This is a genomic window from Streptomyces sp. NPDC001868, assembly GCF_040297125.1.
Lineage (GTDB): Bacteria > Actinomycetota > Actinomycetes > Streptomycetales > Streptomycetaceae > Streptomyces.
On sequence record NZ_JBEOYO010000050.1, the window covers coordinates 1 to 24,491 of the forward strand.

Below are 24,491 nucleotides of genomic sequence, written 5' to 3' on the forward strand. Positions count from 1 at the left end.
ACGCGCCCCTGAAAAAGCAGGGGCTGCGCCCCGTGCTTTTTCAACGGCCCGCAGGGGCCGTTGCCTTCAGGGGCGCGGGGAACTGCGCGAGAAGCCCCCACCGGACCCGCAGCCGAAAACCGACCCCAGGGGGTCGAAGGGGCGCAGCCCCTTGAGGATGGGACGGGTAGGGGCGGCGGGGGCGAGAAACGGCCCGGACTCAGCCCGTCGTCAACCCCGCCACCAACTCGTCCGCCGCCCGATAGGGATCCAGTTCCCCCGCCACGATCCGCTCGGCGAGAGCCGACAGGCGCCGGTCGCCGTGGAGGTCGGCGATCCTTTCCCGCAGCGCGGTGACCGCGATGGTCTCCACCTCACGCGCGGCCCGCACCCGCCGCCGCTCCCCCAGGACCCCCCGCTCCTCCATCCACGCCCGATGCTTCTCCAGCGCCTCCACGACCTCGGCGATCCCCTCCCCCCGCGCCGCGACCGTCTTGACGATCGGCGGCCGCCAGTCCCCGGGACGACGGGACTCCCCCAGCCCCAGCATGTGGTTGAGCTCGCGCGCGGTCGCGTCGGCCCCGTCCCGGTCCGCCTTGTTGACGACGTACACGTCACCGATCTCCAGGATCCCGGCCTTGGCCGCCTGGATGCCGTCCCCCATGCCGGGGGCCAGGAGCACCACGGACGTGTCCGCCTGGGAGGCGATCTCCACCTCGGACTGCCCGACCCCGACCGTCTCGACCAGGATCACCTCGCACCCGGCCGCGTCGAGCACCCGGATCGCCTGCGGGGCGGACCACGCCAGGCCCCCCAGATGCCCCCGCGTCGCCATCGAACGGATGTACACACCCGGGTCGGAGGAGTGCTCCGACATCCGCACCCGGTCACCGAGCAGCGCGCCGCCGGAGAAGGGGGACGACGGATCCACGGCGAGCACCCCGACCCTCTTCCCGGCCCGCCGGTACGCGGTCACCAGCGCCGACGTGGACGTGGACTTGCCGACGCCGGGCGACCCGGTGAGGCCGACGACGTACGCCCCGCCCGTGAGCGGGGCCAGCGCCGCCATGACCTCACGGAGCTGCGGGGACGCCCCCTCCACCAGGGAGATCAGCCGGGCGACGGCCCGGGGCCGCCCTTCCCTGGCCTGTGCCACCAGCGTGGGGACGTCCTGCATCACAACTCCGCTCCGACTAGCCACCTGAACCCGAGAACCGAAGGCCTCAGGCCTTGGGCACCCGCACGATCAGCGCGTCGCCCTGCCCGCCGCCACCGCACAGCGCCGCCGCGCCGACCCCGCCGCCGCGCCGCTTGAGCTCCAGGGCGAGGTGGAGGACGAGACGGGCGCCGGACATGCCGATGGGGTGCCCGAGAGCGATCGCACCACCATTGACGTTCACCTTTTCCGGGGACACGCCGAGGTCCTTCATTGACTGCACGGCGACCGCGGCGAAGGCCTCGTTGATCTCGATCAGGTCGAGATCGGCGACGTCCAGGCCGTCCTTCTTCAGGGCGTGCTGGATCGCGTTCGACGGCTGCGACTGCAGGGAGTTGTCCGGCCCGGCCACGTTCCCGTGGGCGCCGATCTCGGCGAGCCAGGTGAGGCCCAGCTCCTCGGCCTTGGCCTTGCTCATGACGACCACGGCGGCGGCGCCGTCGGAGATCTGCGAGGCGGACCCGGCCGTGATGGTGCCGTCCTTGGTGAAGGCCGGCCGCAGCTTGCCCAGCGACTCGGCGGTCGTCTCACCCCGGATGCCCTCGTCCTGGCTGAAAACGACCGGCTCGCCCTTGCGCTGCGGGATCTCGACCGGCGTGATCTCGGCGTCGAACAGGCCGTTCTTCTGGGCGGCGGCGGCCCGCTGGTGGGACTGGGCGGCCACCGAGTCCTGCTCGTCGCGGCCGATGCCGAGACGGGTGTTGTGCTTCTCCGTCGACTCGCCCATGGCGATGTTCTCGAAGGCGTCCGTGAGCCCGTCGTACGCCATCGCGTCGAGCATCTGGATCGCGCCGTACTTGTAGCCCTCACGGGACTTCGGGAGCAGGTGGGGGGCGTTGGTCATGGACTCCTGGCCGCCGGCCACCACGATGTCGAACTCACCCGCGCGGATCAGCTGGTCCGCCAGCGCGATCGCGTCGAGGCCCGACAGACACACCTTGTTGATCGTGAGCGCGGGCACGTTCATCGGGATGCCCGCCTTGACCGCGGCCTGGCGTGCCGGGATCTGCCCCGCCCCGGCCTGGAGCACCTGGCCCATGATCACGTACTGCACCTGGTCGCCGCCGATCCCCGCACGGTCGAGGGCGGCCTTGATCGCGAAGCCGCCGAGGTCGGCTCCGGAGAAGGACTTCAGCGAACCGAGCAACCGTCCCATGGGCGTCCGGGCGCCCGCGACGATCACCGAGGTCGTGCCGTTCGTTCCAGTCATGAGGTGCGATCCCCTTCCAGCTTGCACAGCCGAGGAGTGAGTGAACGAGGGTTTACTTCGAATGTACTGAGTGGCACTCCGTGCCGTCACCGGGCTGTCGGTGTGATCGCTGGCACGTTGCGTAACCGTCCCCGGAGCGCTGCACTGACACCATGCTGACGCGAATCGACCACATCGGGATCGCCTGTTTCGACCTCGACAAGACCGTCGAGTTCTACCGGGCCACATACGGCTTCGAGGTGTACCACTCCGAGGTCAACGAGGAGCAGGGCGTGCGCGAGGCCATGCTCAAAATCAACGCCACGGACGACGGCGGCGCCTCCTACCTGCAGCTCCTGGAGCCCACCCGCGAGGACTCCACCGTCGCGAAGTGGCTGGCCAAGAACGGCGAGGGCGTCCACCACATCGCCTTCGGTACGGCGGATGTCGACGGTGAGGCGGCCGCGATCAAGGACAAGGGCGTACGCGTCCTGTACGAGGAGCCGCGAGTCGGTTCCATGGGGTCACGGATCACGTTTCTGCACCCCAAGGATTGTCATGGCGTACTGACAGAACTGGTCACTTCGGCGCCAGTTGAGTCACCTGAGCACTGACCCCCGTACATATGGGCCGGTAGGGTTGGGGTCGGCCGTCACCTTCGCGGGGGACGGCCCGGGTCCTGCCGCCTTCCGAGGAGCGGGATCCAAGGGCACCGTGGAGATCCATCAGCGGTTGTTCTAGGGCCGGGGTCCAGGTTTCGGGGGACGAGGGTTGGGGCGGCAGCCCGGGCTCCGCCGTTGATCTGACACCATTCCCCGGGGGCACCGTTCGGCGGTTGGACGGAGCTCGTTTGCCAGAGGTTGCGACCAGGGGACGGATGGGACCGCGCAGTGCGGGGCTACGAACGCCAGGAGCGAGAGCCGGCGGCTGACGTCGACCACCTCTCTCGGTTCGAGGCCGAGATGGAGCGGCTGAAGACCGAGCGGGAAAAGGCGATTCAGCACGCCGAGGACCTCGGCTACCAGGTCGAGGTGCTGCGCGCCAAGCTGCACGAGGCGCGCCGCACCCTCATGTCCCGGCCCGCCTACGACAGCGGGGGCGACCTCGGGTACCAGGCCGAGCAGATGCTCCGCCAGGCCCAGATGCAGGCCGACCAGCTGCGTACGGACGCCGAGCGTGAGCTGAGCCAGGCCCGGGCGCAGACCCAGCGGATCCTCCAGGAGCACGCCGAGCAGGCCGCGCGCCTCCAGGCGGAGCTGCACCAGGAGGCCGTCACCCGCCGCCAGCAGCTCGACCAGGAGCTCTCCGAGCGCCGCCAGACGGTCGAGTCGCACGTCAACGAGAACGTGGCGTGGGCCGAGCAGCTCCGCGCCCGCAGCGAGTCCCAGGCCCGCCGGCTCGTCGACGAGTCGCGCGCCGAGGCCGAGCAGGCGCTGGCCGCCGCCCGCGCCGAGGCCGAGCGGCTCGCCACCGAGGCCCGCCAGCGGCTCCAGAGCGACGCGGAGGCCGCCCGCGGCGAGGCCGACCAGATCCTGCGCCGGGCGCGCGCCGAGGCCGAGCGACTGCTGAACGCGGCGTCGACCCAGGCCCAGGAGGCCACCGAGCACGCCGAGCAGCTGCGCACCTCCACCGCCACCGAGTCGGACTCCGCCCGCCGCCAGGCCTCCGAGCTGAGCCGGGCCGCCGAGCAGCGCATCGCGGAGGCCGAGTCGGCGCTCCGCGAGGCGCGCGCCGAGGCGGAGAAGCTGGTCACCGAGGCGAAGGAGAACGCGGCCAAGGCCATCGCCGGCGCCGAGTCGACCAACGAACAGCGCACGCGTACGGCCAAGGAGCAGGTCGCCCGGCTGGTCACGGAGGCCACCAAGGAGGCCGAGGCCACCAAGGCGTCCGCCGAGGAGGTCGTCGCCGACGCCAAGGCGAAGGCCGAGAAGATCGTCGCCGAGGCCTCCGAGAAGGCCCGCTCGATCACCGCGGAGGAGTCCGCCTCCCAGCTCGCCAAGACCGCCAAGACCGCCGAGGACGTGCTGAACAAGGCGTCCGAGGAAGCCAGGAGCACCACCAAGGCCGCCGTCGAGGAGGCCGAGCGCATCCGCGCCGAGGCCGAGGCCGAGGCGGACCGGCTGCGGGCCGAGGCGCACGACCTCGCCGAACAGCTCAAGGGCACGGCGAAGGACGACACCGAGGAGTACCGCGCCAAGACGGTCGAGCTGCAGGAGGAGGCGCGCCGGCTGCGCGGCGAGGCCGAGCAGCTGCGTTCCGACGCGGTCGCCGAGGGCGAGCGGATCCGCTCCGAGGCCCGGCGCGAGGCCGTCCAGCAGATCGAGGAGGCGGCCAAGACCGCCGAGGAGCTGCTCGCCAAGGCCCGCACGGACGCCGACGAACTGCGGCAGACGGCCACCACGGACAGCGAGAAGGTCCGCACCGAGGCCATCGAACGCGCTTCGACGCTGCGCCGCCAGGCCGAGGAGACCCTGGAGCGCACCCGCAAGGAGGCCGAGCGGTACCGCGCCGACGCCGCCGAGCAGACCGAGGAGCTGAAGGCCGAGGCCGAGCGCGCCGCCCGTGAGCTGCGCGAGGAGACCGAGCGCGGTGTCGAGGCCCGCAAGGCCGAGGCGGCCGAGGAGCTGGCCCGGCTGCACACCGAGGCCGAGGCCCGGCTGGCCTCCGCCGAGGAGGCGCTCGCCGACGCCCGCGCCGAGGCCGAGCGGATCCGCCGCGAGGCCGGCGAGGAGAGCGACCGGCTGCGCTCCGAGGCCGCCGAGCGCATTCGTACGCTCCAGGCGCAGGCCGAGGCCGAGGCCGAGCGGCTGCGCGACGAGGCCGCGTCCGACGCGTCCGCGTCCCGTGCCGAGGGCGAGGCCATCGCCGTACGGCTGCGGTCGGAGGCCGCGTCCGAGGCGGAGCGGCTGAAGGCCGAGGCGCAGGACACCGCCGACCGGGTACGGGCGGAGGCGCAGGCCGCGGCCGAGCGGCTCGGCGTGGAGGCCTCGGAGACGCTGGCCGCCGCGCAGGAGGAGGCCGTACGGCGCCGCCGCGAGGCCGAGGAACTCCTCGGCACGGCCCGGCAGGACGCCGACCAGGAACGCCGGCTGGCCCGTGAGCAGAGCGAGGACCTGCTGGCCTCGGCGCGCAAGCGCGTGGAGGAGGCCCAGGCCGAGGCCGTACGCCTGGTCGAGGAGGCCGAGCGGCGGGCCGGCGAGATGGTGTCGGCGGCCGAGCAGCACGCGCAGCAGGTGCGGGAGTCCGTCGCCGGGCTGCACGAGCAGGCCCAGGAGGAGATCGCCGGGCTGCGCAACACGGCCGAGCATGTGGCGGACCGGATGCGCCGGGAGGCCGAGGAGGAGTCCGACCGGGTCCGCGCCGACGCCTACGCGGAGCGGGAGCGGGCCACCGAGGACGCCAACCGGGTCCGGCGCGAGGCCCGGGACGAGACGGACGCCGCCAAGGCGCTCGCCGAGCGCACGGTCGCGGAGGCCATCAGCGAGGCGGAGCGGGTGCGCGCGGACGCGTCCGAGCACGCCCAGCGGGTCCGCACCGAGGCCTCGGACACCGCCGCGCGGGCCGACCAGGACGCCTCGCGCACCCGGGCGGAGGCCCGGGACGACGCCAACCGCATCCGTTCGGACGCCGCCACCCAGGCCGACACCCTCATCACCGAGGTGACGGCCGAGGCGGAGCGGCTGACGCGGGAGACCAACGAGGAGGCCGAGCGCGTACGGGCCGAGTCCGTCGCCAAGGCCGACCGGCTGATCGGCGAGGCCACCGACGAGGCGGAGCGGCTGCGGGCCGAGGCCGCCGAGACGGTGGGCTCCGCGCGGCAGCACGCCGAGCGGGTACGGGCCGACGCCGAGCGGGCGCGGGCCGAGGCGGAGGCGGAGGCCGACCGGCTCATGGCGCACGCCCGCGAGGAGGCCGACAACACCCTCGACCAGGCCCGCAAGGACGCCAACAAGCGGCGTTCCGAGGCGGCCGAGCAGGTCGACAAGCTCATCTCGGAGACGGCGGCCGAGGCCGACAAGCTGCTCGCCGAGGCGCAGTCGCAGGCCCTGAAGACCACCGCGGACGCCGAGGGGCAGGCCGACTCCATGGTCGGCGCGGCCCGCAAGGAGGCCGACCGGCTGGTCTCCGAGGCGACCGTCGAGGGCAACACCACGGTGGAGCAGGCCCGTACGGACGCCGACGAGCTGCTGGTGGGCGCGCGCCGGGACGCGACCGCGATAAGGGAGCGGGCCGAGGAGCTGCGGGACCGCATCACGGCGGAGATCGAGGCGCTGCACACGCGGGCCCGCCGTGAGGCCGCCGAGACGATGAAATCGACGGGCGACCGTTGCGACGCGCTCATCAAGGCCGCCGAGGAACAGTTGGAGAAGGCGACGGCGAAGGCCAAGGAGATCGTTTCCGAGGCGAACTCCGAGGCGGGCAAGGTCCGTATCGCCGCGGTGAAGAAGGCGGAGGGTCTCCTGAAGGAGGCCGAACAGAAGAAGTCCACGCTCGTCCGCGAGGCCGAGGAGCTGAAGGCCGAGGCGATCCGCGAGGCGCGGCGCACGGTCGAGGAGGGCAAGCGCGAGCTGGAGGTGCTGGTCCGCCGCCGCGAGGACATCAATGCGGAGATTTCCCGTGTCCAGGACGTCCTGGTGGCGTTGGAGTCTTTTGAGGCCCCGTCGGGTGGCAAGGACGGTGGAGTCAAGACGGGTGCCGCGGCGGGTGCGACTCGTTCGGGTGGCAAGTCGTCAGACGGCTAGCGGTGCCGAGGCGTTGCGGGTATCTTCCGCGCCGCCACGGTGCCAACAGACATCACTTTGTGTTCGTTCTGTGCTTCCCAGGGCCTTTATGCAAAGTTTCTGGCAAGTATTCCGATGGTCGGCCACTCAAAAGGGGTGTCATTCTCCAGATCAAACGTGCATCTGCTCGATGACACGCCGCTTCGCCCCCTAGGATTCCACCTATCACCTCACCGGTCTCATTCGACAGGAACCCCATGAGCGACACTTCCCCCTACGGCTTCGAGCTTGTGCGGCGTGGATACGACCGCGCTCAGGTGGACGAACGTATCTCCAAGCTCGTCTCCGACCGTGACTCCGCTCTCGCCCGCATCACCGCTCTGGAAAAGCGCATCGAGGAGCTGCACCTCGAAACGCAGAACGCCCAGGCCGCCGTGACCGACGCCGAGCCGTCGTACGCGGGTCTCGGCGCGCGCGTCGAGAAGATCCTCCGCCTCGCCGAGGAGGAGGCGAAGGACCTGCGCGAGGAGGCCCGCCGCGCCGCCGAGCAGCACCGCGAGCTCGCCGAGTCGGCGGCCCAGCAGGTGCGCAACGACGCCGAGTCGTTCTCGGCGGAGCGCAAGGCCAAGGCCGAGGACGAGGGCGTCCGGATCGTCGAGAAGGCCAAGAGCGACGCTTCGCAGCTGCGTGCCGAGGCGCAGAAGGACGCTCAGTCCAAGCGCGAGGAGGCGGACGCCCTCTTCGAGGAGACCCGTGCCAAGGCCGCGCAGGCCGCCGCCGACTTCGAGACGAACCTCGCCAAGCGTCGCGAGCAGTCCGAGCGCGACCTGGCTTCGCGTCAGCAGAAGGCCGAGAAGCGTCTCGCGGAGATCGAGCACCGCGCGGAGCAGCTCCGCCTGGAGGCCGAGAAGCTGCGCACCGACGCCGAGCGCCGCGCCCGCCAGACGGTGGAGACCGCGCAGCGTCAGGCCGAGGACATCGTCGCGGACGCGAACGCCAAGGCGGACCGGATCCGTTCGGAATCCGAGCGGGAGCTGGCGGCTCTGACGAACCGCCGCGACTCGATCAACGCCCAGCTGACGAACGTGCGCGAGATGCTGGCGACCCTCACGGGCGCGGCCGTCGCCGCGGCCAGCACGCCGGTCGCCGACGACGAGCCGATCTCCCGCGGCGTCCCGGCCCAGCAGTCCCGCTAACACCACCCCTGCCGGCACCGCCGGACGAGGCCACCAGGGCCCGCGTCTCCCCTCCGGGGGGCGCGGGCCTTCGGTATCCCGGAGGCGAAGGCGTCACCGCCCCCGCCCCGAACCCCCTCCGCCCAATAGCTCGGCGGCTTCCCTTGAGTCGCGGCTGACGACCGTACGTGGCTGGTCGCGCAGTTCCCCGCGCCCCTGGAGGGCTGGGCGGTGGCTGTGAGGTGCTCCGGCCGCCTCCGCCCGCCCGCCACAACTGCGGGCAGGCGTGCCGCTAGGGGCGGCACGGGTGGGCGCAGGCGGCACCTCGTGGCGCCGAGTTGCGCAGCCCCCTCGCTCAACTGTGGTGCCGGGTGCCCAATAGCTCGGGGGGTTCCCTTGAGTCGCGGCTGTCGGCAGTACGTGGCTTGTCGCGCAGTTCTCCGCGCCCCTGGAGGGCTGGGCGGTGGCCATGCGGTACTCCGGTGGCAGGGGGCCCGGGCCCGTTCTAGCGTGGCCGCATGATCGAGCTTGACGGGCTGACCAAGCGGTATGGCGAGAAGCTCGCGGTCAACCGGCTGACGTTCGCCGTGCGGCCCGGCATCGTGACCGGCTTCCTCGGCCCGAACGGGGCCGGGAAGTCGACGACGATGCGGATGATCCTGGGGCTCGACCGGCCCACCGCGGGGGACGTACGGATCGACGGCACGCACTACGACGGCCTCAGGGACCCGCTCAAGTACATCGGCGCGCTGCTGGACGCCAAGGCCGTACACGGCGGCCGCAGCGCCTTCAATCACCTCCTGTGCCTCGCGCAGAGCAACGGGATCCCCAGGGCCCGGGTGCATGAGGTGCTGGACACGGTCGGGCTGACGTCGGTCGCCAGGAAGAAGGCCAAGGGGTTCTCGCTGGGGATGGGACAGCGGCTCGGTATCGCCGGCGCCCTGCTCGGCGACCCCCGCATCCTGATGTTCGACGAGCCGGTCAACGGCCTCGACCCCGAGGGCATCCACTGGATCCGGAACCTGATGAAGTCCCTCGCGGCACAGGGGCGGACCGTGTTCGTCTCCTCGCACCTGATGAGCGAGATGGCCCTGACCGCCGACCATCTCGTCGTCATCGGACAGGGCAGGCTGCTCGCCGACACCTCGATGGCGGACTTCATCCGGCAGAACTCACGGTCGTACGTACGGATTCGCACACCGCAACGCGAGCGGCTGCTCGACGCGCTGCACGCGGTCGGCGTCATGGTCGTGGAGACGGGCAACGGGGCGCTGGAGGTGGACGGCGGCAAGGCGGAGCAGATCGGTGAGCTGGCCGCCCAGCACCAGATCGTGCTGCACGAGCTGAGTCCCCAACAGGCCTCGCTGGAGGAGGCTTTCATGCGGCTGACGGCCGAGTCGGTGGAGTACCACGCGCACGACACGACCCCGACGACCCCAGCCCCGGCACCGGCCACTGCCCCGGCGCCCGTCCAGCAGTGGGGCAGCAGCTGGAACCGGGAGGGCTGAGGCATGGCCGCCGCACAGGTCGTCCGCTCGGAGTGGACCAAGATCCGGTCGGTGGCGTCCACGGTGTGGACGCTGTCGCTGGCCGGGATCGTCACGATCGCGCTCGGCGTACTGATCTCGCTGCTGTCGAAGAACGAGTTCGACAATCTGAGCCGCGCGGACCGGCTCTCGTTCGACCCGACGTTCATCAGCTTCGCGGGGATGACCCTCGGACAGCTGGCGATGATCGTGTTCGGGGTGCTGGTGGTGTCGAACGAGTACAGCACCGGCATGATCCGCACCTCGCTGTCCGCCGTGCCGCAGCGGGGCACCTTCCTCTTCAGCAAGATCGCGGTGGCCACCGGCCTCGCCTTCGCGGTGGGCCTCGTGACCAGCTTCGTGACGTTCTTCCTGGGACAGGCGATGCTCGGCTCCCACCGGGCCGAGATCGACGATCCGGGCGTCCTGCGCGCGGTCTTCGGCGGCGGGCTCTACATGACCCTCATCGCCGTGTTCTCGATGGGCGTCGCGGCGATGCTGCGCAGCCCGATGCTGTCGCTCGGCATCCTGATGCCGTTCTTCTTCCTGATCTCCACCATCCTGGGCAACGTCGGAGCCACCGAGAAGATCGGCCGGTATCTGCCCGACCAGGCCGGCAGCAAGATCATGCAGGTGGTCACCCCGGTGGACGACGACACACCGTACGGGCCCTGGGGCGGCCTCGGCATCATGGCGCTGTGGGTGGCCGCGGCCCTGCTCGGCGGATATCTCCTGCTGAAGAAACGTGACGCGTGATCAGGGGCCTGACCAGCGGATACGTACATGCCAAGCCGCCACCCCCGTGACCTGCGCGCTTTTACTCCCTCTTGGGCGGAACCGTCAAAGCCCCGATAAGCTCCTAATCCTTACGGGGGCGTGCGCCCCGACGTCTTGAGACGTCCTGAACCGTTCGATGGGTGCAGAGCATGATCGAGGCAGTCGGCCTGACGAAGCGCTATGGCGCCAAGACGGCCGTGTACAACCTTTCCTTCCAGGTGCGGCCGGGGGCCGTCACCGGCTTCCTGGGCCCCAACGGCTCGGGCAAGTCGACGACGATGCGCATGATCCTCGGCCTGGACAACCCCACGTCGGGCCAGGTGACGATCGGCGGCTATCCGTACCGCAAGCTGCCGAACGCCGCCCGTCAGGTCGGCGCCCTGCTCGACGCCAAGGCGGTGCACGGCGGCCGGCACGCCCGCAACCACCTGTTGTCCCTGGCGCAGCTGTCGGGCATCCCGGCCCGCCGGGTGGACGAGGTGCTGGGTGTCGTCGGCCTCCAGGATGTGGCCAAGAAGCGCTCCAAGGGCTTCTCGCTCGGCATGGGCCAGCGGCTCGGCATCGCCGCCGCCCTGCTCGGCGACCCCCAGGTACTGCTGTTCGACGAGCCGGTCAACGGCCTCGACCCCGAGGGCATCCTCTGGGTCCGCAACCTGATGAAGGCGCTCGCCGCCGAGGGCCGTACGGTCTTCGTCTCCTCGCACCTGATGAGCGAGATGGCGCTGACCGCCGACCACCTGATCGTGATCGGGCGCGGACAGTTGCTCTCCGACATGAGCATCAAGGACTTCATCTCGGCGAACTCCGCCGACTTCGCGCGTGTCCGGACGCCGGACTCCGAGCCGCAGCAGCGCGAGAAGCTGACGGCCGCGCTGACCGAGGCGGGCGGCCAGGTCCTGCCCGAGCAGGACGGCGCGCTGCGCGTCATGGGCCTGCCGCTCCCCCGTATCAGCGACCTCGCGCACGACTCCGACGTACGCCTGTGGGAGCTGTCGCCGCACCAGGCGTCGCTGGAGGAGGCGTACATGCGGATGACGCAGGGCGCCGTCGACTACCGCTCGACGACCGACCAGAAGGCCGGTCTCCAGCAGCCCCTGCCGCCCGGCGCGCAGCCGCCGATGCCGGTGCCCGGACAGGGCCAGCCGGGCTGGTACGCCCCGCCGGCACCGCAGCAGGGCGGCCAGCCGTACGCGCCGCAGGGACAGCCGTACGCCCCGCAGGGCCAGCCCGTGCCGCAGGGACAGCCGCCGGCCGGTCCGTACGGGACTCCGGCCCCCGGGCAGCCCCAGCCGAACCCGTACGCCCAGGCCGCGCCCCAGGCCCCCGCGCAGCCCGCCGCCGCGCCGGCTCCCGCACCGGCCGCCTCCGCCGCGCCCGCCGCCGACCTGACGAAGTCCGAGGACGCCCGATGAGCACGCCCCAGCCGCCCCTCACGCAGCAGCAGCCCGCCCCCCAGTGGCAGGGCGCGCCGGGCACGTCGTACACCTCGCCGATCCCGGTGGTGCGCACCCACCTCGGGCACGCGATCTCCTCCGAGTGGACGAAGATCAAGTCGGTCCGCTCGACGATCTGGACGCTCGGCGTCTTCGTCGTCCTGGTGGTCGGCCTCGGTCTGCTCTTCGCGCTCATCGCCTCCTCCACGGACGCGAACCTGGAGAGCGAGTCCCCGCTGGTCCTCGGTCTGTTCGGCGTGATGATCGGCAGCGTCTGCATCATCACGCTCGGGGTGCTGACCACCGCCTCCGAGTACGGCACCGGGATGATCCGGACCACGATGACCGCGTGCCCGAGCCGCGGCCGGGTCCTGGTCGCCAAGGCGATCGTGTTCTTCGCGCTCACGTTCACGGTCACCCTGGCCGCCACCGCGTTCGTCGCCTTCGCCCAGGTGGCGATCCTGGAGGGCAACGGCGCCCCGAGCCCCGACGGTGAGCAGTGGTTCAAGGCCACGGTCGGGGTGAGTCTCTTCCTCGCCCTCTTCGGGCTGCTGGCGTTGCTGATGGGCTCGCTGATCCGGCACTCCGCCGGCGCGATCACCATCATGCTCGGCGTGTTCCTCGCCCCGCTGGTCATCGCGATCTTCATGTTCTCGGAGTCGCTGAGGGAGGTACAGGAGTTCCTGCTGGAGTACTCGATCCCGAGCCAGCTCAGCGTCTTCTACGGCTCGGAGCTGAGCGAGTCCGGCCCGTCCGGCTGGGAACCCCTGTGGATCATGACCGGGCTGGTCGCGGCCGGGTTCGTCGGCGCGTACGCCCTGCTGGAGCAGCGGGACGTGTAGGACGTGTAAGGACGAGGACCGTGAGGTTCAGAACCTCGGCGCGTTACGGGACCGCTGCACCCGCGAGGTGCGGCGGTCCTTCGCGTTCCAGCAGGCCTTGTGCCAGTGCCGGCGCTCGTCGACACCCGAGTGCTCGGGCCAGGCGACGACATGCGGGACCCCGGAGGCGATCATCTGGTCGCAGCCTGGGCAGCGGTAGGTCTTGCCCGCCGCGCTCGCGCCCGCCACATGGCGCACGCTCCACTCCTCGCCCCGCCAGGGCTCGGTGGTCTGCCAGCCGCCGTACCGGTCGGACCGGTCCTCGTCCGCGCCACGGCCTGAAGGACTCGACTGACCCGACGAGGCATGGTCCTTGGGGCGGTTGCGACGCGGGGACACGGGACACCTCACGGGGCTATACAGGGAGCAGGGTTGGCGTCCAGCCTACGCGGGCCCGGTGGGGGTATGCGTACGTCGCCAAACCCCCCAGATCGCCCTCCGCCCGGCCCATTCTGCAGACAATCCGCAAATCTCGCCGCCAGGCCGTGACTTCGGCACGTGTCACGGGGTTATGCCGGTGGGGGAGCTCCCGAGTCGGAGCCGAGGAAGCAGGAAGAGCGATGCACGTAGGAACATTTGTACTGGGCGCCCAGTTCCCCGGCCAGGGCCAGGGGGAAGCGCTCCACCGGGCGGTACGCACCGCGGAAGTGGCCGACGAGGCCGGGCTGGACGCGGTCTGGCTGGCCGAGCACCATTTCGTGCCGTACGGCACCTGCCCGTCGGCGATCACCCTCGCCGCGTTATTGCTGGGACGCACCCGGCGGATCCGCGTCGGCACGGCGGTCAGCGTGCTGCCCACGACGCACCCCGTGGCCCTGGGCGAACAGGCCGCCCTGCTGCATGTGACCTCCGGAGGACGCTTCTCGCTGGGCGTCGGGCGCGGTGGGCCCTGGGTCGACCTGGAGGTGTTCGGCTCCGGACTGGAGGCGTACGAGAAGGGGTTCCCGGAATCACTCGATCTGCTGGTGCGCTGGCTGCGGGAGCCCTCGGTGTCCGCCTCGGGGGAACGATTCAGCTTCCGTGAGGTCCCCGTCGTCCCGCGGCCCGCCGAGGACCTGGACGAGACGCCAGGACCGGAGGTCGTCGTCGCCTGCACCTCACCGGCGAGCGTGCGACTGGCCGCCGAGCGCGGGCTGTCGATGCTCCTCGGGATGCACGTCGGGGACGAGGAGAAGGCCGAGATGGTCGCGCTGTGGCGCACCTGCGCCCGGGCGGCGGGCCGTTCGCCGGAGGAGATCTCCGGCGCGGCCCATGTCTCGGCCGGCGTCTGCCAGATCGCGGACCGGCGCACCGACGCCGTGGAGGCGCTCACCAAGGCGATGCCGGGCTGGCTGAAGCAGGGCCTCGACGCCCATGTGACCGTCGACGGCCGCGCCCGCGCCATGCGGGACCCGCTCGCGTACACCGAACTGCTCTGCGGGCTGCACCCGGTGGGGACGCCCCGGCTGTGCGCCGACCGGCTCGCTGCCACCAGCGAGCGGACGGGCATCTCCCGCTTCGCCCTGCTCGTCGAGGGCTCCGGCGATCTGGCGGCGACGGAGGAGAACGTACGGCGACTCGGTGCCGAGGTGCTGCCTCACCTCGGCTGAGCCACGCCTTTTCATGCCGGGGAGCTTGCCGCCCCGATTACTGATGCACCTCCCGCGGTTGGAGCGGCAAGCCGTGCTGCGTCACGACCTCAGCAGTCCCGGAGTTCCGGTGACTGGTTGAGGAGTTGGCCGCGGATCGAGGTGAAGCGGGCCAGCCTGTCGTCCACGGACGGGTCCAGAGGGAACACCGCCACACGGTGGCAGTTCTGGAAGGCCAGCCGGACACCGAAGTGCCGCTGCAGCGCGCCGCGAATCGCGTCACTGGCGAGCGCGCGCAGCAGTTGTCCGCGTGCCTGCTCGTTCGGCGGGGGCGTCTGGTTGTCGGCGAACTCTCCGCCGTCGACCTTCAGCTGGGCCACCAGAGAGCTGATCATCTCCCACGCGTAGGGCAGGGAGGTCCGGACGCAGTCGACGAAGGCGGCTTCGTCGACCTCGCCTCGCTCGGCCTGTTCGAGTAGGGCCGGTGAGACGTCGAGCGACATGGGTTCTCCTCTCGCACCCCCACAACAACAGGGGTTGACGGACAAGGGCGGAGATCGGTCGGCGAACACGCAGAGTGCATGCTTCGCGACCTCCAGTTTCTACGGTAAGCAACCGAACGTGACCGCACCAGGAGATTGCGCGCACCGACACGGCGCGGGACGCACACAATCAGCCAATGCCGAACAGGAGTTGACAGCGGCACATGCCGGGGGACGACGGACGCCCACGTGAGAGGCGGGAGAGCGTGACGGAGGGCGACAGTCACCGAGCGGGGTGGCCGTGGCTGCCGAACGGTCCCCGGCGCGATGTGCCGGCAGGGGACCGGCCTCCGGCCGGGGCACTTCCGGCGGTCGAATCGCGCGCACCCGTCGGCGTCGAGTAGCGTTGCCGACCATGCGTCTCGTCATTGCCCGCTGCTCCGTCGACTACGCGGGCCGGCTCACCGCCCATCTCCCCTCGGCCCCCCGTCTGATCCTGGTGAAGGCGGACGGCAGCGTCTCGATCCACGCGGACGACCGGGCCTACAAGCCCCTCAACTGGATGTCGCCGCCCTGCACGCTGAAGGAGGGCACCGGTGAGGAGAAGGGCGTCTGGACCGTCATCAACAAGGCGGGCGAGAAGCTCATCATCACGATGGAGGAGGTCCTCCACGACTCCTCGCACGAACTGGGCGTCGACCCCGGCCTGATCAAGGACGGCGTCGAGGCGCACCTCCAGGAGCTGCTCGCCGACCGCATCGAGACCCTCGGCGAGGGCTATACGCTCATCCGCCGCGAGTACATGACGGCCATCGGGCCCGTCGACATCCTGTGCCGGGACGCCGAGGGCGCGACCGTCGCGGTCGAGATCAAGCGGCGCGGTGAGATCGACGGGGTCGAGCAACTCACCCGCTATCTGGAGCTGTTGAACCGCGACCCGCATCTCGCGCCGGTCCGCGGTGTGTTCGCCGCCCAGGAGATCAAGCCCCAGGCGCGCGTCCTCGCCACCGACCGCGGCATCGGCTGCGCGGTCCTCGACTACGACGCGCTGCGTGGCATCGAGGACGACAAGCTACGGCTGTTCTGAGCCTTTCCACGAAAAAGGGCCGGGTCCGCGGAACGGACCCGGCCCTTTCGCATGAATCGGACCGAACGGAACCTCAGGCCAGGGTGCCGCCGGGCGGGTCGACGGGGGTCGCCGGGGCGCCCGCGGAGGTGTTGGTCTCCACGGGCTGACTGGTGGTGGGGGCGCTGGCGGTGTTGGTCGTGTCCGTCGGGGGCGGGTCGTCGGTCGGATCGTCCGTCGGCTCATCCGTGGGATCGTCCGTCGGGTCGCCCGTGGGGTCGTCCGTCGGATCACCCGTCGGGTCGTCGGTCGGGTCGTCCGTGGGGTCCGTCGACGGGTCGTCGGTCGCCGTCGGCTTGGGCGACGTCTTCGTCGGGGACGTCGTCGGCTTGCCCGTCGGCCCCGCCGTACCGCTCGGATCGTCCGAAGGCCCCGCCGTGTCCGTCGGTGTCGGGTCGTCCGAGGTGCCGAACGTGCCGTCGGGGCCCGGGTCGCTCGGCTCGGGCACGGTGCCCGGGGTGTCGTCGTCCTCGCCGGCCTTGGGGCGGTCCGCGACGAGACCGCCGTCGTCGGCGCCCTCGCTGGCGGAGGGGTTGACGCCGACCTTCTCGGCCGGGGTGTCGCCGTTGCGGTCGGAGGTCGCGCCCAGGGTCACGACGGTGCCCAGGACGGCGGCCAGCAGCGCGCCCGCGCCCACGGCGACCAGGTTGCGCCGGGCGCCGCCGACGACGCTCTTGAAGGCGCTGAGCCGGTGTGCGGGCGAGCCACGACCGGGCCGCTGGGTGACGAGCGTCGTGTCGTTGGTCGGAGGGACCGAGGAACCCGGGGTGGCCGGTGCCGTGGAGGCGGTCGAGGGGAAGGCGCCGTTCCCGGTGAACCCTGCCCCTGAGACCGCACCGAAACCGACCGCGCCGAACCCCGTGGGTGTGTACGCGGAGGGCACGCCCCCGGGCGGTGAGGCCGACTCCTCGCGCCGGGCGTCCGGCACCTCCTCCCCCGCCGCCGTACGCCCGCCGGGCGGTGTCGCCCCGGAGCGGTCGGCGACCAGGGCGAGCGCCCGGCGGCCGGCGACCGTGCCGCGCTTGTCCGCGAGGACGTTGCGCAGGCCGATCGAGGCCTCCAGCTCGGCCCGGGCCCGCTCCAGCTGCCCGGAGCAGAGCGCGAGGACGCCCAGCTCATGGTGGAAGTAGGCCTGTTCGCCGGTCTCGCCGGCGAGGCCCGCCGCCTCCGCGCCGGCCCGGAGCGCCCGCTCCCAGGCGCTCCAGCGCAGGCCCGCCGCGAACGCGGGCGCCGCCTGCCGGGCCAGCGCCACGGCGACGCTCTCCTCGTCCTCGCCGGGCGGGGTCGTGACGGGCACGAGCGCGGTGAGGGCGGCCAGGACGGCGTCCGCCTCGGCCGAGACCCGCTCGGGGGTGACCGAGGGGTGCCCGGCCCACCAGGCGTAGTGCTGGGCGGCGGCGGTGGCGCGCGTCTCGGCGTCGTCGGCGTACCCGGCGGCCTCCAGCTGGGTCCGTACCCCGGCGGCGAGCCGGTAGCGGGCACCGACAGGTGTCACCAGGGCGCAGCCGACCAGCTCGCCGAGGGCCGCGTCGGCGTGGGTGTCGCCCACAAGGGCGGGCAGATGTGCCTGGTGCGGGACCTCGCCACCGAGCGCGACCGCGAACCTGAGGGTCTCGCGGGCCGAGGAACTCAGCCGGGACGCCAGCAGCGCGGCGGGCGCGGCCCCCTCGGCGAGCGACGGCAGGGGGATGTCGTGTTCGTCGGCGGCCGGCCCGAACGACGCCTCGACCAGGGAGGGCGCGTCCTGGAAGACCCCGAACTCGTCGACGGCGTCCTCGCCGGCCCGCTGCCGGTCCCGCTGCCTCAGCAGCGCCCCGGCCTGGGTGAAGCGCAGCGGCAGGCCCTCGGACTCGAACCAGAGATCACCGGCCCAGTTCGCCTCGTCCTCGGTGAGCGTCCGCCCGACGGCACGTTCGAGGAGCCGCTCGCTGCCGGCCCGGTCGAAGCCGCCGAGCACGATCTCCTCAAGAGGCGCGTCGGCGGACGGCAGGGGGATGTCGGGGGTGGCGCCGAGCAGGAAGGCGCACTCGGGGGTGGCGTCGAGCAGCTCGTCGAGCGCGATTCCGCCGAACTCCAGGTCGTCGAGGACGACGACCGCGCCGATGTCCCGCACGGTGTCGAGGATCTGCTGCCGGGCGGGCCGGAACAGCGGTGTGCTGTACACGGCTGCGAACAGTTCGTACAGCAGGTCGTCGACCGTGCGCCGGAATCCGCTCAGCCGGACGACACCGTCGGGTGCCAGATCCGCGCAGTCCTCGGCGACCGCGTCGAGGAGCGTGGTGCGACCGGAGCCGGGGGCTCCGCTGAGGCGGACGGAGCGGCCGCGCGCGAGGAGCCGTACGAGCCGGTCTCTCTCGTCGTCGCGCTGGAGCAGGGGCAGCCGGGGCAGCGTGGGGCCCGGGGGCACCGGCGGCCGGGCGGCGCGGTCGATCGCGGTGCGCTCGGCGGCGGGGTGTTTCACGGGCCGACCAGGCAGTTCGCCCGGCGGGCAGTTCTCTATCTCGCTGCCGTCGACGGGGTTGACGGTGAGCAGGAAGTCGCCCGAGACGAGCTGGACGGTGCGGGCGAGTGCCGGAGCGTGCCGGTCGAAGTCCTGCGTCAGCGCGTCACGTGGTGGACGCTTGCTCTGCGCCTGTCCGTCGTCATGGCCGTACTCTTCGGGTCCCCGGGTGTTCGGGTCCATCGGTTCTAGCCCCCCAAAAGCGTCTCGTGTGCTGGAGCCCCTCCCGGCCTTGCCGCACACCGCGCTGTCGCTTCTGGTCCGGAGCCCGCTCGAGGGTAGCTGGCAGCGGGCAGCCGAACCCTAAACCTTCGCACAGTATCTCCGACAGTCCGGGGTCCCGCGCCGTCCGAGACGTCACAGTCTCGTGAGGATTGCGAGCGTCGTGCGTTTCGCCCCCATGGCCCCCAATGACGACCGGCGACGACCGGGTGTCCCGCACACACCGACCCATACGTACGGACCCGCACACGCGTTCACACGCGAGGGGAACGAGTCCGGACCGATCGCCCTCCGGGACCGGTCACACGCCGGGACCGGTCACACTCTGGGCAAGGACTCCAGACCGATGCCGCCCTCGATCGCCAGGATGCGGTGCAGCCGGGTGGCCACGAGCAGTCGCTGCATCTGCGGTGGCACATCGCGCAGCACCAGCCGCCGTCCGCACCGTCCCGCCCGCCGGTGGGCTCCCATGATCACCCCGAGTCCGGTGGCATCCCAGGAGTCCAGCTCTGACAGGTCGAGCACCAGGTCGCCGGCTCCGTCGTCGACGGCCGAGTGCAGGACCGTACGGGCGTCCGCCGCGCTGCGTACGTCGAGGCGGCCCCCGACGACCAGCTCGGCGTGGTCGCCCCTGATGTACATAAGCGCTCCCCGTGAGTGCGTCTCGTACTCCGTGATGTGGGTGATGCAACCTCTGACTGCGTTTGACACCGTCAGGTTGCCGTCTGTGAGCGAACCGATACCGAATTCACCTCAAGGGGTGAGGCCGGAGAGGCTCATGCGTTCACATGCGTGGGAAGAGCCGCCCGTGACGCGTACGTCGGCGTCAGTAGGTGTAGAAGCCCTGCCCGCTCTTGCGTCCGATGTCACCGGCGTCCACCATCCGGCGCATCAGCTCCGGAGGGGCGAACTTCTCGTCCTGGGACTCGGTGTAGATGTTGCTGGTGGCGTGCAGCAGGATGTCGACGCCCGTCAGGTCCGCCGTCGCCAGCGGTCCCATCGCGTGGCCGAAGCCCAGCTTGCAGGCGAGGTCGATGTCCTCGGCGGTGGCGACACCCGACTCGTACAGCTTCGCGGCCTCGACGACGAGGGCGGAGATGAGACGGGTGGTCACAAAGCCGGCGACGTCGCGGTTGACGACGATGCAGGTCTTGCCGACCGACTCGGCGAACTCCCGTGCGGTGGCGAGTGTCTCGTCGGTCGTCTTGTAGCCGCGCACCAGTTCGCACAGCTGCATCATCGGCACCGGCGAGAAGAAGTGGACGCCGACGACCCGCTCGGGCCGCTCGGTGGCGGCCGCGATCTTGGTGATCGGGATGGCGGAGGTGTTCGAGGCGAGCACGGTGTCCTCGCGGACGACCTTGTCGAGCGTCCGGAAGATCTCGTGCTTCACTTCGAGCTTCTCGAAGACGGCTTCGACGACGATGTCCGCGTCGGCCGCCGCGTCGAGGTCGGTGGTGGCGGTGATCCGCCTCAGCGCCGCCTCGGCGTCCTCGGCCGCCAACTTGCCCTTGCTCACGAACTTGTCGTACGACGCCGTGATGCCGCCGATGCCACGGTTCAGCGCCTCGTCGGTGACATCGCGCAGGACGACGTCCCAGCCCGCCTGCGCGGACACCTGGGCGATCCCGGACCCCATGAGCCCGGCTCCGATGACGGCGAGCTTCCGTGCCACTGTGCGACTCCCCTGGTACGCGCTGTCGATGGGTTACCTCTCGGGCGGACACTAGCGCTCGTGAGGGGCCGTGTGACCGCTTAGTAACGCGAGTCACGTCTCAATGGGCGGACGTCACACCGGCAGCGCTCACTCGGAGGGGCGGACGGCGTAGTTGAGCACCTTCTCGCCCAACAGGCCCTCCGTGTCACCCAGGAGAAGAAGCACCACTCGTGACACTTCGTCCGGTTCGCGCCCGGCGAGCGTCCCCCGCCCGGTGACGGCCGTCACCGTCTGGTGGACCCGGTCGATCTGACCGCCGATCAGGGTGGCCAGCGGGTCGGGCCGCGGCTGCGCCGGTCTCCTCACGTAGGGGCGTCCGGACGTCCTGTCGCGTCTGGTCCCGTTTGGTCCCGTTCCGCCGTCCGGTGGACGTGACGCGGGACGCGTACGTCGGCGCGTACGCCACTCCCGCCCTGCTGTACGGCGTTTTGGTGACCCCCGGGCTCGCGGCGGTCGCCGTGACGGTGGGCACACGGGGCCTCCGGACGGGCGGGGCGTAACTACGCTGGTCACATGGTCAATCTGACGCGCATCTACACCAGGACCGGCGACAAGGGCACCACCAACCTCGGGGACATGAGCCGGGTGCCGAAGACCGATCCTCGGATCTCGGCGTACGCGGACGCCAACGAGGCCAACGCGGCGCTGGGGACCGCGATCGCGCTGGGCGGGCTGGAGGAGGAGATCGTCAAGGTCCTCGTCCGGGTGCAGAACGACCTGTTCGATGTCGGGGCCGACCTCTCCACGCCCGTCGTCGAGAACCCCGAGTTCCCGCCCCTGCGCGTCGAGCAGTTCTACATCGACAAGCTGGAGGCGGACTGCGACCGCTTCAACGAGCGGCTGGACAAGCTCCGCTCCTTCATCCTGCCCGGCGGCACCCCCGGCGCCGCCCTCCTCCACCAGGCGTGCACGGTGGTCCGGCGGGCCGAGCGCTCCACCTGGGCGGCCCTGGAAGCCCACGGCGACGAGATGAACCCCCTCACCGCGACCTACCTCAACCGCCTCTCCGACCTCCTGTTCATCCTCGCGAGGACGGCGAACAAGGAGGTCGGAGATGTGCTGTGGGTGCCGGGCGGGGAGCGCTAACGGTCCCTCGTCGTGCCGCGTGCGGCCTGGTACAGGCCCGTCGCGACGAGTACTCCGCCGACGCACATCATCACCACGCCGACCTTGGTCAGGGTGACGACCGGGGTCTCCACCCCGTCGGTGAAGAGCCACAGCACCAGGCCGATCACGAAGGTGACGGTCCCTTCCACCAGGTTCCGCGTCGGCCTGCTCACCATCCTGCCCATCGTGCCGCTCATCGTCCGGCACCCTCCTTCGAGTACGTGACCCGGTGCTCGCCCTCCGGGGTGCCCGGGTCCTTCTTCGGCCAGATCAGGTAGGCCAGGGCCACCAGCCCGTGGATGCCCGCCGCCCGGAGCGCGACCCACTGGAAGGACCGCAGTGAATCGACGTTCCCGTCGTCGCCGACGTACCAGACGGCCAGCTGGAGCAGGGCCAGCGCCACCCCGGCGGCCACCAGCGTCCGGGTCCAGAGCTTGCCCTCGTACCGGGCGCGGGCCAGGCCGTACTTCGGCGGTCCCGCCGGCTTGGGCCCGCCGGCCAGGCGATGCGCCGCGTGACCGTCCAGCCAACTGATCATGTAGTGGCCGTACCCCACGGTGAAGCCGATGTAGAGCGCCGCCACACCGTGCTCCCAGCTCGGCTCGGCGCCGTTCTTCAGGTCGATCGCGGTCACGACGAACAGCACCAGTTCGAGCACCGGCTCGCAGAGCAGCAGCACGACACTGGCCCCGCGCTTGTTCAGTAGGTAGCGAACGGCCAGGGCCAGCGCCAGCAGCACCCAGAAGCCGACCTCGCAGGCGATGATCAACGCGACGATCACGATGCGCTCCTTTCGGTCACCCTTCCAGGCTCCCGGCGGAACGCACGACATTCGTCGTCGGCGGTGACGAAGTCGCGGTACATCGAAAGATGCAGTCCAGGACCGTTCGCGGGCATCAGGCGCCCGGGTCCCGTCCCGTGTTGGATGGGGACATGGCCGTACGACTGCCCCGCCCGCACCGCATGGACGTGTACATCGCCGTCGCCGGACTCCTCGGTGGGCTGCTGCTGTGGGGCCTGGGCCTCAGCACGCGCACGGCGCACGACGGGATCGTGGTGTTCGAGGGCTACTGGTGGGTGCTGCCGCCCCTCGTCGTGACCGCCGGCTGCGAGGCCCTGCGCAGCACCATGCCGCGCACGGCCCTGCTGGTCGGGTGGGCGGCCCTGACCCTGGAGACGATGACCCGGGGCAGCCTGCTCACAGTGCTGATGTTCACCGACCTGGTGTACGCGGCTGTGCTGTACGGCCCGCCCACCACGGCCCGCCGGGTCCCCTGGATCGCCGGACTGGCCACCGTGGCCTTCACCGTGGTGCCCCTCGCGGCTTTCCGGAAGCCGGATGCCCTGCTGATCGGTCTGGTCGTCGGGCTGGTCTCCCTCATGCCCGCCGCCACCGGCTGGATCGTCCGCAACCACCGCGACGCCGCCGAGGCCGCCCGGCTGCGCGCCGAACAGACCGCCCTGCTGGCGGAGATGGACCGCACCCAGGCCGTCGTGTCCGAACGGGCGCGTATGGCACGGGAGTTGCACGACATGGTCGCCAACCACCTCTCCGCGATCGCGATCCACTCCACGGCCGCGCTCTCCCTCGACGACCCGGACACCTCCAAGGAGGCCCTCGGGGTCATCCGGGAGAACAGCGTCGAGGGGCTCGCGGAGATGCGCCGGCTGATCGGCATCCTGCGGGACGCGGGCGACGACACCGAGCCGGCCGCCGCGCCCACCCTCGACGGGATCGGCTCGCTCGTCGAGGGAGCCCGCACCAACGGGCTGGACGCGACCCTCGACGCCGACCACGGCGACGCCCTCCCGGCCCCCGTCGAACTGGCGGCCTACCGCATCGTCCAGGAGTCGTTGACGAACGCCCTCAAGCACGCCTCCCCCGGCCGGGTCACCGTCGCGCTGCGCCAGCTGGACGGCTCTCTCACCATCGCCGTGACCAGCCCGTTCGGTGACCGCGACGGCCCGAGCGCGCCCGGTTCCGGCGCCGGTCTGGTGGGGATACGGGAGCGGGTCGCGCTGCTGGGCGGCACCTTCGAGGCGGGCCCCGAGAGCTCGGGACACGGCAAGATCTGGAGCGTCCGCGTCTCCCTCCCCGCCGCCGACGGGGAGCCCGTGTGACCCCCGCACCCGTCGCCGCCATCGCCATCGGCGCCGCCGTCGCCATCGCCGCAGTCGAAGGAGAACCCGCATGATCCGTGTGCTCGTCGCCGAGGACCAGTCCGCCGTACGGGCCGGGCTGGTCCTCATCCTGCGCAGCGCGCCGGACATCGAGGTGGTCGGTGAGGCGGCGGACGGCGAGCGGGCGGTGGCGCTCGCCCGGGAGCTGCGGCCCGACCTGGTGCTGATGGACGTTCAGATGCCGCGCCTGGACGGGGTGTCGGCGACCCGTCAGGTCGTCGCCGAGGGGCTGGCCGATGTGCTGGTGCTCACCACCTTCGACCTCGACGAGTATGTGTTCGGGGCGCTGCGGGCCGGTGCCGCCGGGTTCCTGCTGAAGAACACGGAGGCCAAGGACCTCATCGAGGCCGTACGGGCGGTGGGGCGCGGCGAGGGTCTGATCGCTCCGGCGGTCACCCGGCGGCTGATCGCCGAGTTCGCCGCCAAGCCCGTACGCGAGCCCACGGCCGATCCGGCGGTCCTGGACTCCCTTACCCGCCGAGAGCGGCAGGTCCTCTCCTGCCTGGGCGAAGGGCTGTCGAACGCGGAGATCGCCGGACGGCTGGCCATGGCCGAGGCGACCGTGAAGACGCACGTCAGCCGTCTGCTGGGGAAGCTCGATCTGCGCAGCCGGGTTCAAGCGGCAGTCCTGGCGCAGGAGTTGGGAGTCTGACCTTCGCCGGCCCACCGTCGGTCCTGCGTCGGTCCCGCG

General features: G+C 71.4%; 23 protein-coding genes. 13 read left to right on the plus strand and 10 right to left on the minus strand.

The window, feature by feature from the left end; genetic code table 11:
- Nucleotides 1-199 precede the first annotated feature (199 nt).
- Both meaB and ABT147_RS37190 read right to left on the minus strand, forming a co-directional pair.
- Nucleotides 200-1,156, minus strand: coding sequence for a methylmalonyl Co-A mutase-associated GTPase MeaB (meaB, locus tag ABT147_RS37185; protein ID WP_351414692.1), 957 nt, complete (start codon nucleotides 1,154-1,156; stop codon nucleotides 200-202).
- Nucleotides 1,157-1,202: 46 nt separating this feature from the next.
- Entirely contained in the window at nucleotides 1,203-2,405 is a 1,203-nt protein-coding gene (locus ABT147_RS37190; protein ID WP_351414694.1) for an acetyl-CoA C-acetyltransferase, read from the minus strand.
- 152 nt (nucleotides 2,406-2,557) lie between these two features.
- On the opposite strand from ABT147_RS37190, the gene mce reads away from it, so the two are divergent.
- From mce to ABT147_RS37225, 7 genes are all read left to right on the plus strand, one after another.
- Nucleotides 2,558-2,998 (plus strand): methylmalonyl-CoA epimerase, encoded by a 441-nt coding sequence (mce, locus tag ABT147_RS37195; RefSeq protein WP_351414696.1) that lies wholly within the window; start codon nucleotides 2,558-2,560, stop codon nucleotides 2,996-2,998.
- Nucleotides 2,999-3,274: 276 nt separating this feature from the next.
- Nucleotides 3,275-7,126: a polarized growth protein Scy gene (gene scy / locus ABT147_RS37200; RefSeq protein ID WP_351414698.1), complete on the plus strand. Its 3,852-nt coding sequence runs from the start codon at nucleotides 3,275-3,277 to the stop codon at nucleotides 7,124-7,126.
- Nucleotides 7,127-7,362: 236 nt separating this feature from the next.
- On the plus strand, nucleotides 7,363-8,301 hold the full coding sequence (locus ABT147_RS37205; RefSeq protein ID WP_351414699.1) for a coiled-coil domain-containing protein: 939 nt from the start codon (nucleotides 7,363-7,365) through the stop codon (nucleotides 8,299-8,301).
- A 497-nt stretch (nucleotides 8,302-8,798) separates the two neighbouring features.
- Complete coding sequence (locus tag ABT147_RS37210) at nucleotides 8,799-9,788, plus strand: ABC transporter ATP-binding protein (protein ID WP_351414702.1); 990 nt, start codon at nucleotides 8,799-8,801, stop codon at nucleotides 9,786-9,788.
- Nucleotides 9,789-9,791: 3 nt separating this feature from the next.
- A complete protein-coding gene (locus ABT147_RS37215; RefSeq protein WP_351414705.1) occupies nucleotides 9,792-10,562 on the plus strand; it encodes an ABC transporter permease in 771 nt (256 codons plus the stop codon).
- Nucleotides 10,563-10,732: 170 nt separating this feature from the next.
- Nucleotides 10,733-11,995 carry an ATP-binding cassette domain-containing protein gene (locus ABT147_RS37220; RefSeq protein ID WP_351414707.1) on the plus strand — a complete coding sequence of 421 codons (1,263 nt, stop codon included), beginning with the start codon at nucleotides 10,733-10,735 and terminating at the stop codon, nucleotides 11,993-11,995.
- The gene (locus ABT147_RS37225; RefSeq protein WP_351414710.1) at nucleotides 11,992-12,858 is read left to right on the plus strand and encodes an ABC-2 transporter permease; all 867 of its coding nucleotides are present in this window, start codon (nucleotides 11,992-11,994) and stop codon (nucleotides 12,856-12,858) included. Before ABT147_RS37220 ends, ABT147_RS37225 begins: the two co-directional genes overlap by 4 nt.
- A gap of 27 nt (nucleotides 12,859-12,885) precedes the next feature.
- On the opposite strand, the gene ABT147_RS37230 is transcribed toward ABT147_RS37225, so the two are convergent.
- Nucleotides 12,886-13,236, minus strand: a complete 351-nt coding sequence (locus ABT147_RS37230; protein ID WP_351414712.1) for an Rv1322 family protein — start codon at nucleotides 13,234-13,236, stop codon at nucleotides 12,886-12,888.
- Between the two features lie 221 nt (nucleotides 13,237-13,457).
- Between ABT147_RS37230 and ABT147_RS37235 the strand changes: the two genes are divergently transcribed.
- Nucleotides 13,458-14,486, plus strand: coding sequence for an LLM class flavin-dependent oxidoreductase (locus tag ABT147_RS37235; RefSeq protein WP_351414714.1), 1,029 nt, complete (start codon nucleotides 13,458-13,460; stop codon nucleotides 14,484-14,486).
- Nucleotides 14,487-14,575: 89 nt separating this feature from the next.
- On the opposite strand, the gene ABT147_RS37240 is transcribed toward ABT147_RS37235, so the two are convergent.
- Nucleotides 14,576-14,968 carry an SCO5389 family protein gene (locus tag ABT147_RS37240; protein ID WP_351414716.1) on the minus strand — a complete coding sequence of 131 codons (393 nt, stop codon included), beginning with the start codon at nucleotides 14,966-14,968 and terminating at the stop codon, nucleotides 14,576-14,578.
- A gap of 394 nt (nucleotides 14,969-15,362) precedes the next feature.
- Between ABT147_RS37240 and nucS the strand changes: the two genes are divergently transcribed.
- Entirely contained in the window at nucleotides 15,363-16,034 is a 672-nt protein-coding gene (gene nucS / locus ABT147_RS37245; RefSeq protein ID WP_351414719.1) for an endonuclease NucS, read from the plus strand.
- Nucleotides 16,035-16,107: 73 nt separating this feature from the next.
- On the opposite strand, the gene ABT147_RS37250 is transcribed toward nucS, so the two are convergent.
- From ABT147_RS37250 to ABT147_RS37265, 4 genes are all read right to left on the minus strand, one after another.
- Nucleotides 16,108-18,756, minus strand: a complete 2,649-nt coding sequence (locus ABT147_RS37250; protein WP_351414721.1) for an ATP-binding protein — start codon at nucleotides 18,754-18,756, stop codon at nucleotides 16,108-16,110.
- A 357-nt stretch (nucleotides 18,757-19,113) separates the two neighbouring features.
- Entirely contained in the window at nucleotides 19,114-19,437 is a 324-nt protein-coding gene (locus ABT147_RS37255; protein WP_033526497.1) for an STAS domain-containing protein, read from the minus strand.
- Between the two features lie 184 nt (nucleotides 19,438-19,621).
- Nucleotides 19,622-20,470: a 3-hydroxyacyl-CoA dehydrogenase family protein gene (locus ABT147_RS37260; RefSeq protein WP_351414723.1), complete on the minus strand. Its 849-nt coding sequence runs from the start codon at nucleotides 20,468-20,470 to the stop codon at nucleotides 19,622-19,624.
- Nucleotides 20,471-20,599: 129 nt separating this feature from the next.
- Nucleotides 20,600-20,818, minus strand: a complete 219-nt coding sequence (locus ABT147_RS37265; RefSeq protein ID WP_351414725.1) for a hypothetical protein — start codon at nucleotides 20,816-20,818, stop codon at nucleotides 20,600-20,602.
- A 59-nt stretch (nucleotides 20,819-20,877) separates the two neighbouring features.
- Between ABT147_RS37265 and ABT147_RS37270 the strand changes: the two genes are divergently transcribed.
- Together ABT147_RS37270 and ABT147_RS37275 are read left to right on the plus strand one after the other, a co-directional pair.
- Nucleotides 20,878-21,012 carry a hypothetical protein gene (locus tag ABT147_RS37270; RefSeq protein WP_502983225.1) on the plus strand — a complete coding sequence of 45 codons (135 nt, stop codon included), beginning with the start codon at nucleotides 20,878-20,880 and terminating at the stop codon, nucleotides 21,010-21,012.
- A gap of 13 nt (nucleotides 21,013-21,025) precedes the next feature.
- Nucleotides 21,026-21,598 (plus strand): cob(I)yrinic acid a,c-diamide adenosyltransferase, encoded by a 573-nt coding sequence (locus ABT147_RS37275; RefSeq protein WP_351414728.1) that lies wholly within the window; start codon nucleotides 21,026-21,028, stop codon nucleotides 21,596-21,598.
- Here the strand turns inward: ABT147_RS37275 and ABT147_RS37280 are convergent.
- Together ABT147_RS37280 and ABT147_RS37285 are read right to left on the minus strand one after the other, a co-directional pair.
- Nucleotides 21,595-21,816, minus strand: coding sequence for a DUF5708 family protein (locus ABT147_RS37280; RefSeq protein ID WP_351414730.1), 222 nt, complete (start codon nucleotides 21,814-21,816; stop codon nucleotides 21,595-21,597). The two genes, ABT147_RS37275 and ABT147_RS37280, sit on opposite strands and share 4 nt — an antisense overlap.
- Entirely contained in the window at nucleotides 21,813-22,400 is a 588-nt protein-coding gene (locus ABT147_RS37285; protein WP_351414733.1) for a hypothetical protein, read from the minus strand. Before ABT147_RS37285 ends, ABT147_RS37280 begins: the two co-directional genes overlap by 4 nt.
- A 152-nt stretch (nucleotides 22,401-22,552) precedes the next feature.
- On the opposite strand from ABT147_RS37285, the gene ABT147_RS37290 reads away from it, so the two are divergent.
- Nucleotides 22,553-23,740 carry a sensor histidine kinase gene (locus tag ABT147_RS37290; protein WP_351414735.1) on the plus strand — a complete coding sequence of 396 codons (1,188 nt, stop codon included), beginning with the start codon at nucleotides 22,553-22,555 and terminating at the stop codon, nucleotides 23,738-23,740.
- Between the two features lie 70 nt (nucleotides 23,741-23,810).
- Nucleotides 23,811-24,452, plus strand: a complete 642-nt coding sequence (locus ABT147_RS37295; protein ID WP_351414737.1) for a response regulator — start codon at nucleotides 23,811-23,813, stop codon at nucleotides 24,450-24,452.
- The last annotated feature ends 39 nt before the right edge of the window (nucleotides 24,453-24,491 follow it).

What these genes read in the sequence shown, in the direction of transcription:
- meaB (WP_351414692.1), bottom strand. Translation starts at nt 1,156, where the DNA reads ATGCAGGACGTCCCCACGCTGGTGGCACAGGCCAGGGAAGGGCGGCCC.
- ABT147_RS37190 (WP_351414694.1), bottom strand. Translation starts at nt 2,405, where the DNA reads ATGACTGGAACGAACGGCACGACCTCGGTGATCGTCGCGGGCGCCCGG.
- mce (WP_351414696.1), top strand. Translation starts at nt 2,558, where the DNA reads ATGCTGACGCGAATCGACCACATCGGGATCGCCTGTTTCGACCTCGAC.
- ABT147_RS37205 (WP_351414699.1), top strand. Translation starts at nt 7,363, where the DNA reads ATGAGCGACACTTCCCCCTACGGCTTCGAGCTTGTGCGGCGTGGATAC.
- ABT147_RS37210 (WP_351414702.1), top strand. Translation starts at nt 8,799, where the DNA reads ATGATCGAGCTTGACGGGCTGACCAAGCGGTATGGCGAGAAGCTCGCG.
- ABT147_RS37215 (WP_351414705.1), top strand. Translation starts at nt 9,792, where the DNA reads ATGGCCGCCGCACAGGTCGTCCGCTCGGAGTGGACCAAGATCCGGTCG.
- ABT147_RS37220 (WP_351414707.1), top strand. Translation starts at nt 10,733, where the DNA reads ATGATCGAGGCAGTCGGCCTGACGAAGCGCTATGGCGCCAAGACGGCC.
- ABT147_RS37225 (WP_351414710.1), top strand. Translation starts at nt 11,992, where the DNA reads ATGAGCACGCCCCAGCCGCCCCTCACGCAGCAGCAGCCCGCCCCCCAG.
- ABT147_RS37235 (WP_351414714.1), top strand. Translation starts at nt 13,458, where the DNA reads ATGCACGTAGGAACATTTGTACTGGGCGCCCAGTTCCCCGGCCAGGGC.
- ABT147_RS37240 (WP_351414716.1), bottom strand. Translation starts at nt 14,968, where the DNA reads ATGTCGCTCGACGTCTCACCGGCCCTACTCGAACAGGCCGAGCGAGGC.
- nucS (WP_351414719.1), top strand. Translation starts at nt 15,363, where the DNA reads ATGCGTCTCGTCATTGCCCGCTGCTCCGTCGACTACGCGGGCCGGCTC.
- ABT147_RS37250 (WP_351414721.1), bottom strand. Translation starts at nt 18,756, where the DNA reads ATGGACCCGAACACCCGGGGACCCGAAGAGTACGGCCATGACGACGGA.
- ABT147_RS37255 (WP_033526497.1), bottom strand. Translation starts at nt 19,437, where the DNA reads ATGTACATCAGGGGCGACCACGCCGAGCTGGTCGTCGGGGGCCGCCTC.
- ABT147_RS37275 (WP_351414728.1), top strand. Translation starts at nt 21,026, where the DNA reads ATGGTCAATCTGACGCGCATCTACACCAGGACCGGCGACAAGGGCACC.
- ABT147_RS37280 (WP_351414730.1), bottom strand. Translation starts at nt 21,816, where the DNA reads ATGAGCGGCACGATGGGCAGGATGGTGAGCAGGCCGACGCGGAACCTG.
- ABT147_RS37290 (WP_351414735.1), top strand. Translation starts at nt 22,553, where the DNA reads ATGGCCGTACGACTGCCCCGCCCGCACCGCATGGACGTGTACATCGCC.
- ABT147_RS37295 (WP_351414737.1), top strand. Translation starts at nt 23,811, where the DNA reads ATGATCCGTGTGCTCGTCGCCGAGGACCAGTCCGCCGTACGGGCCGGG.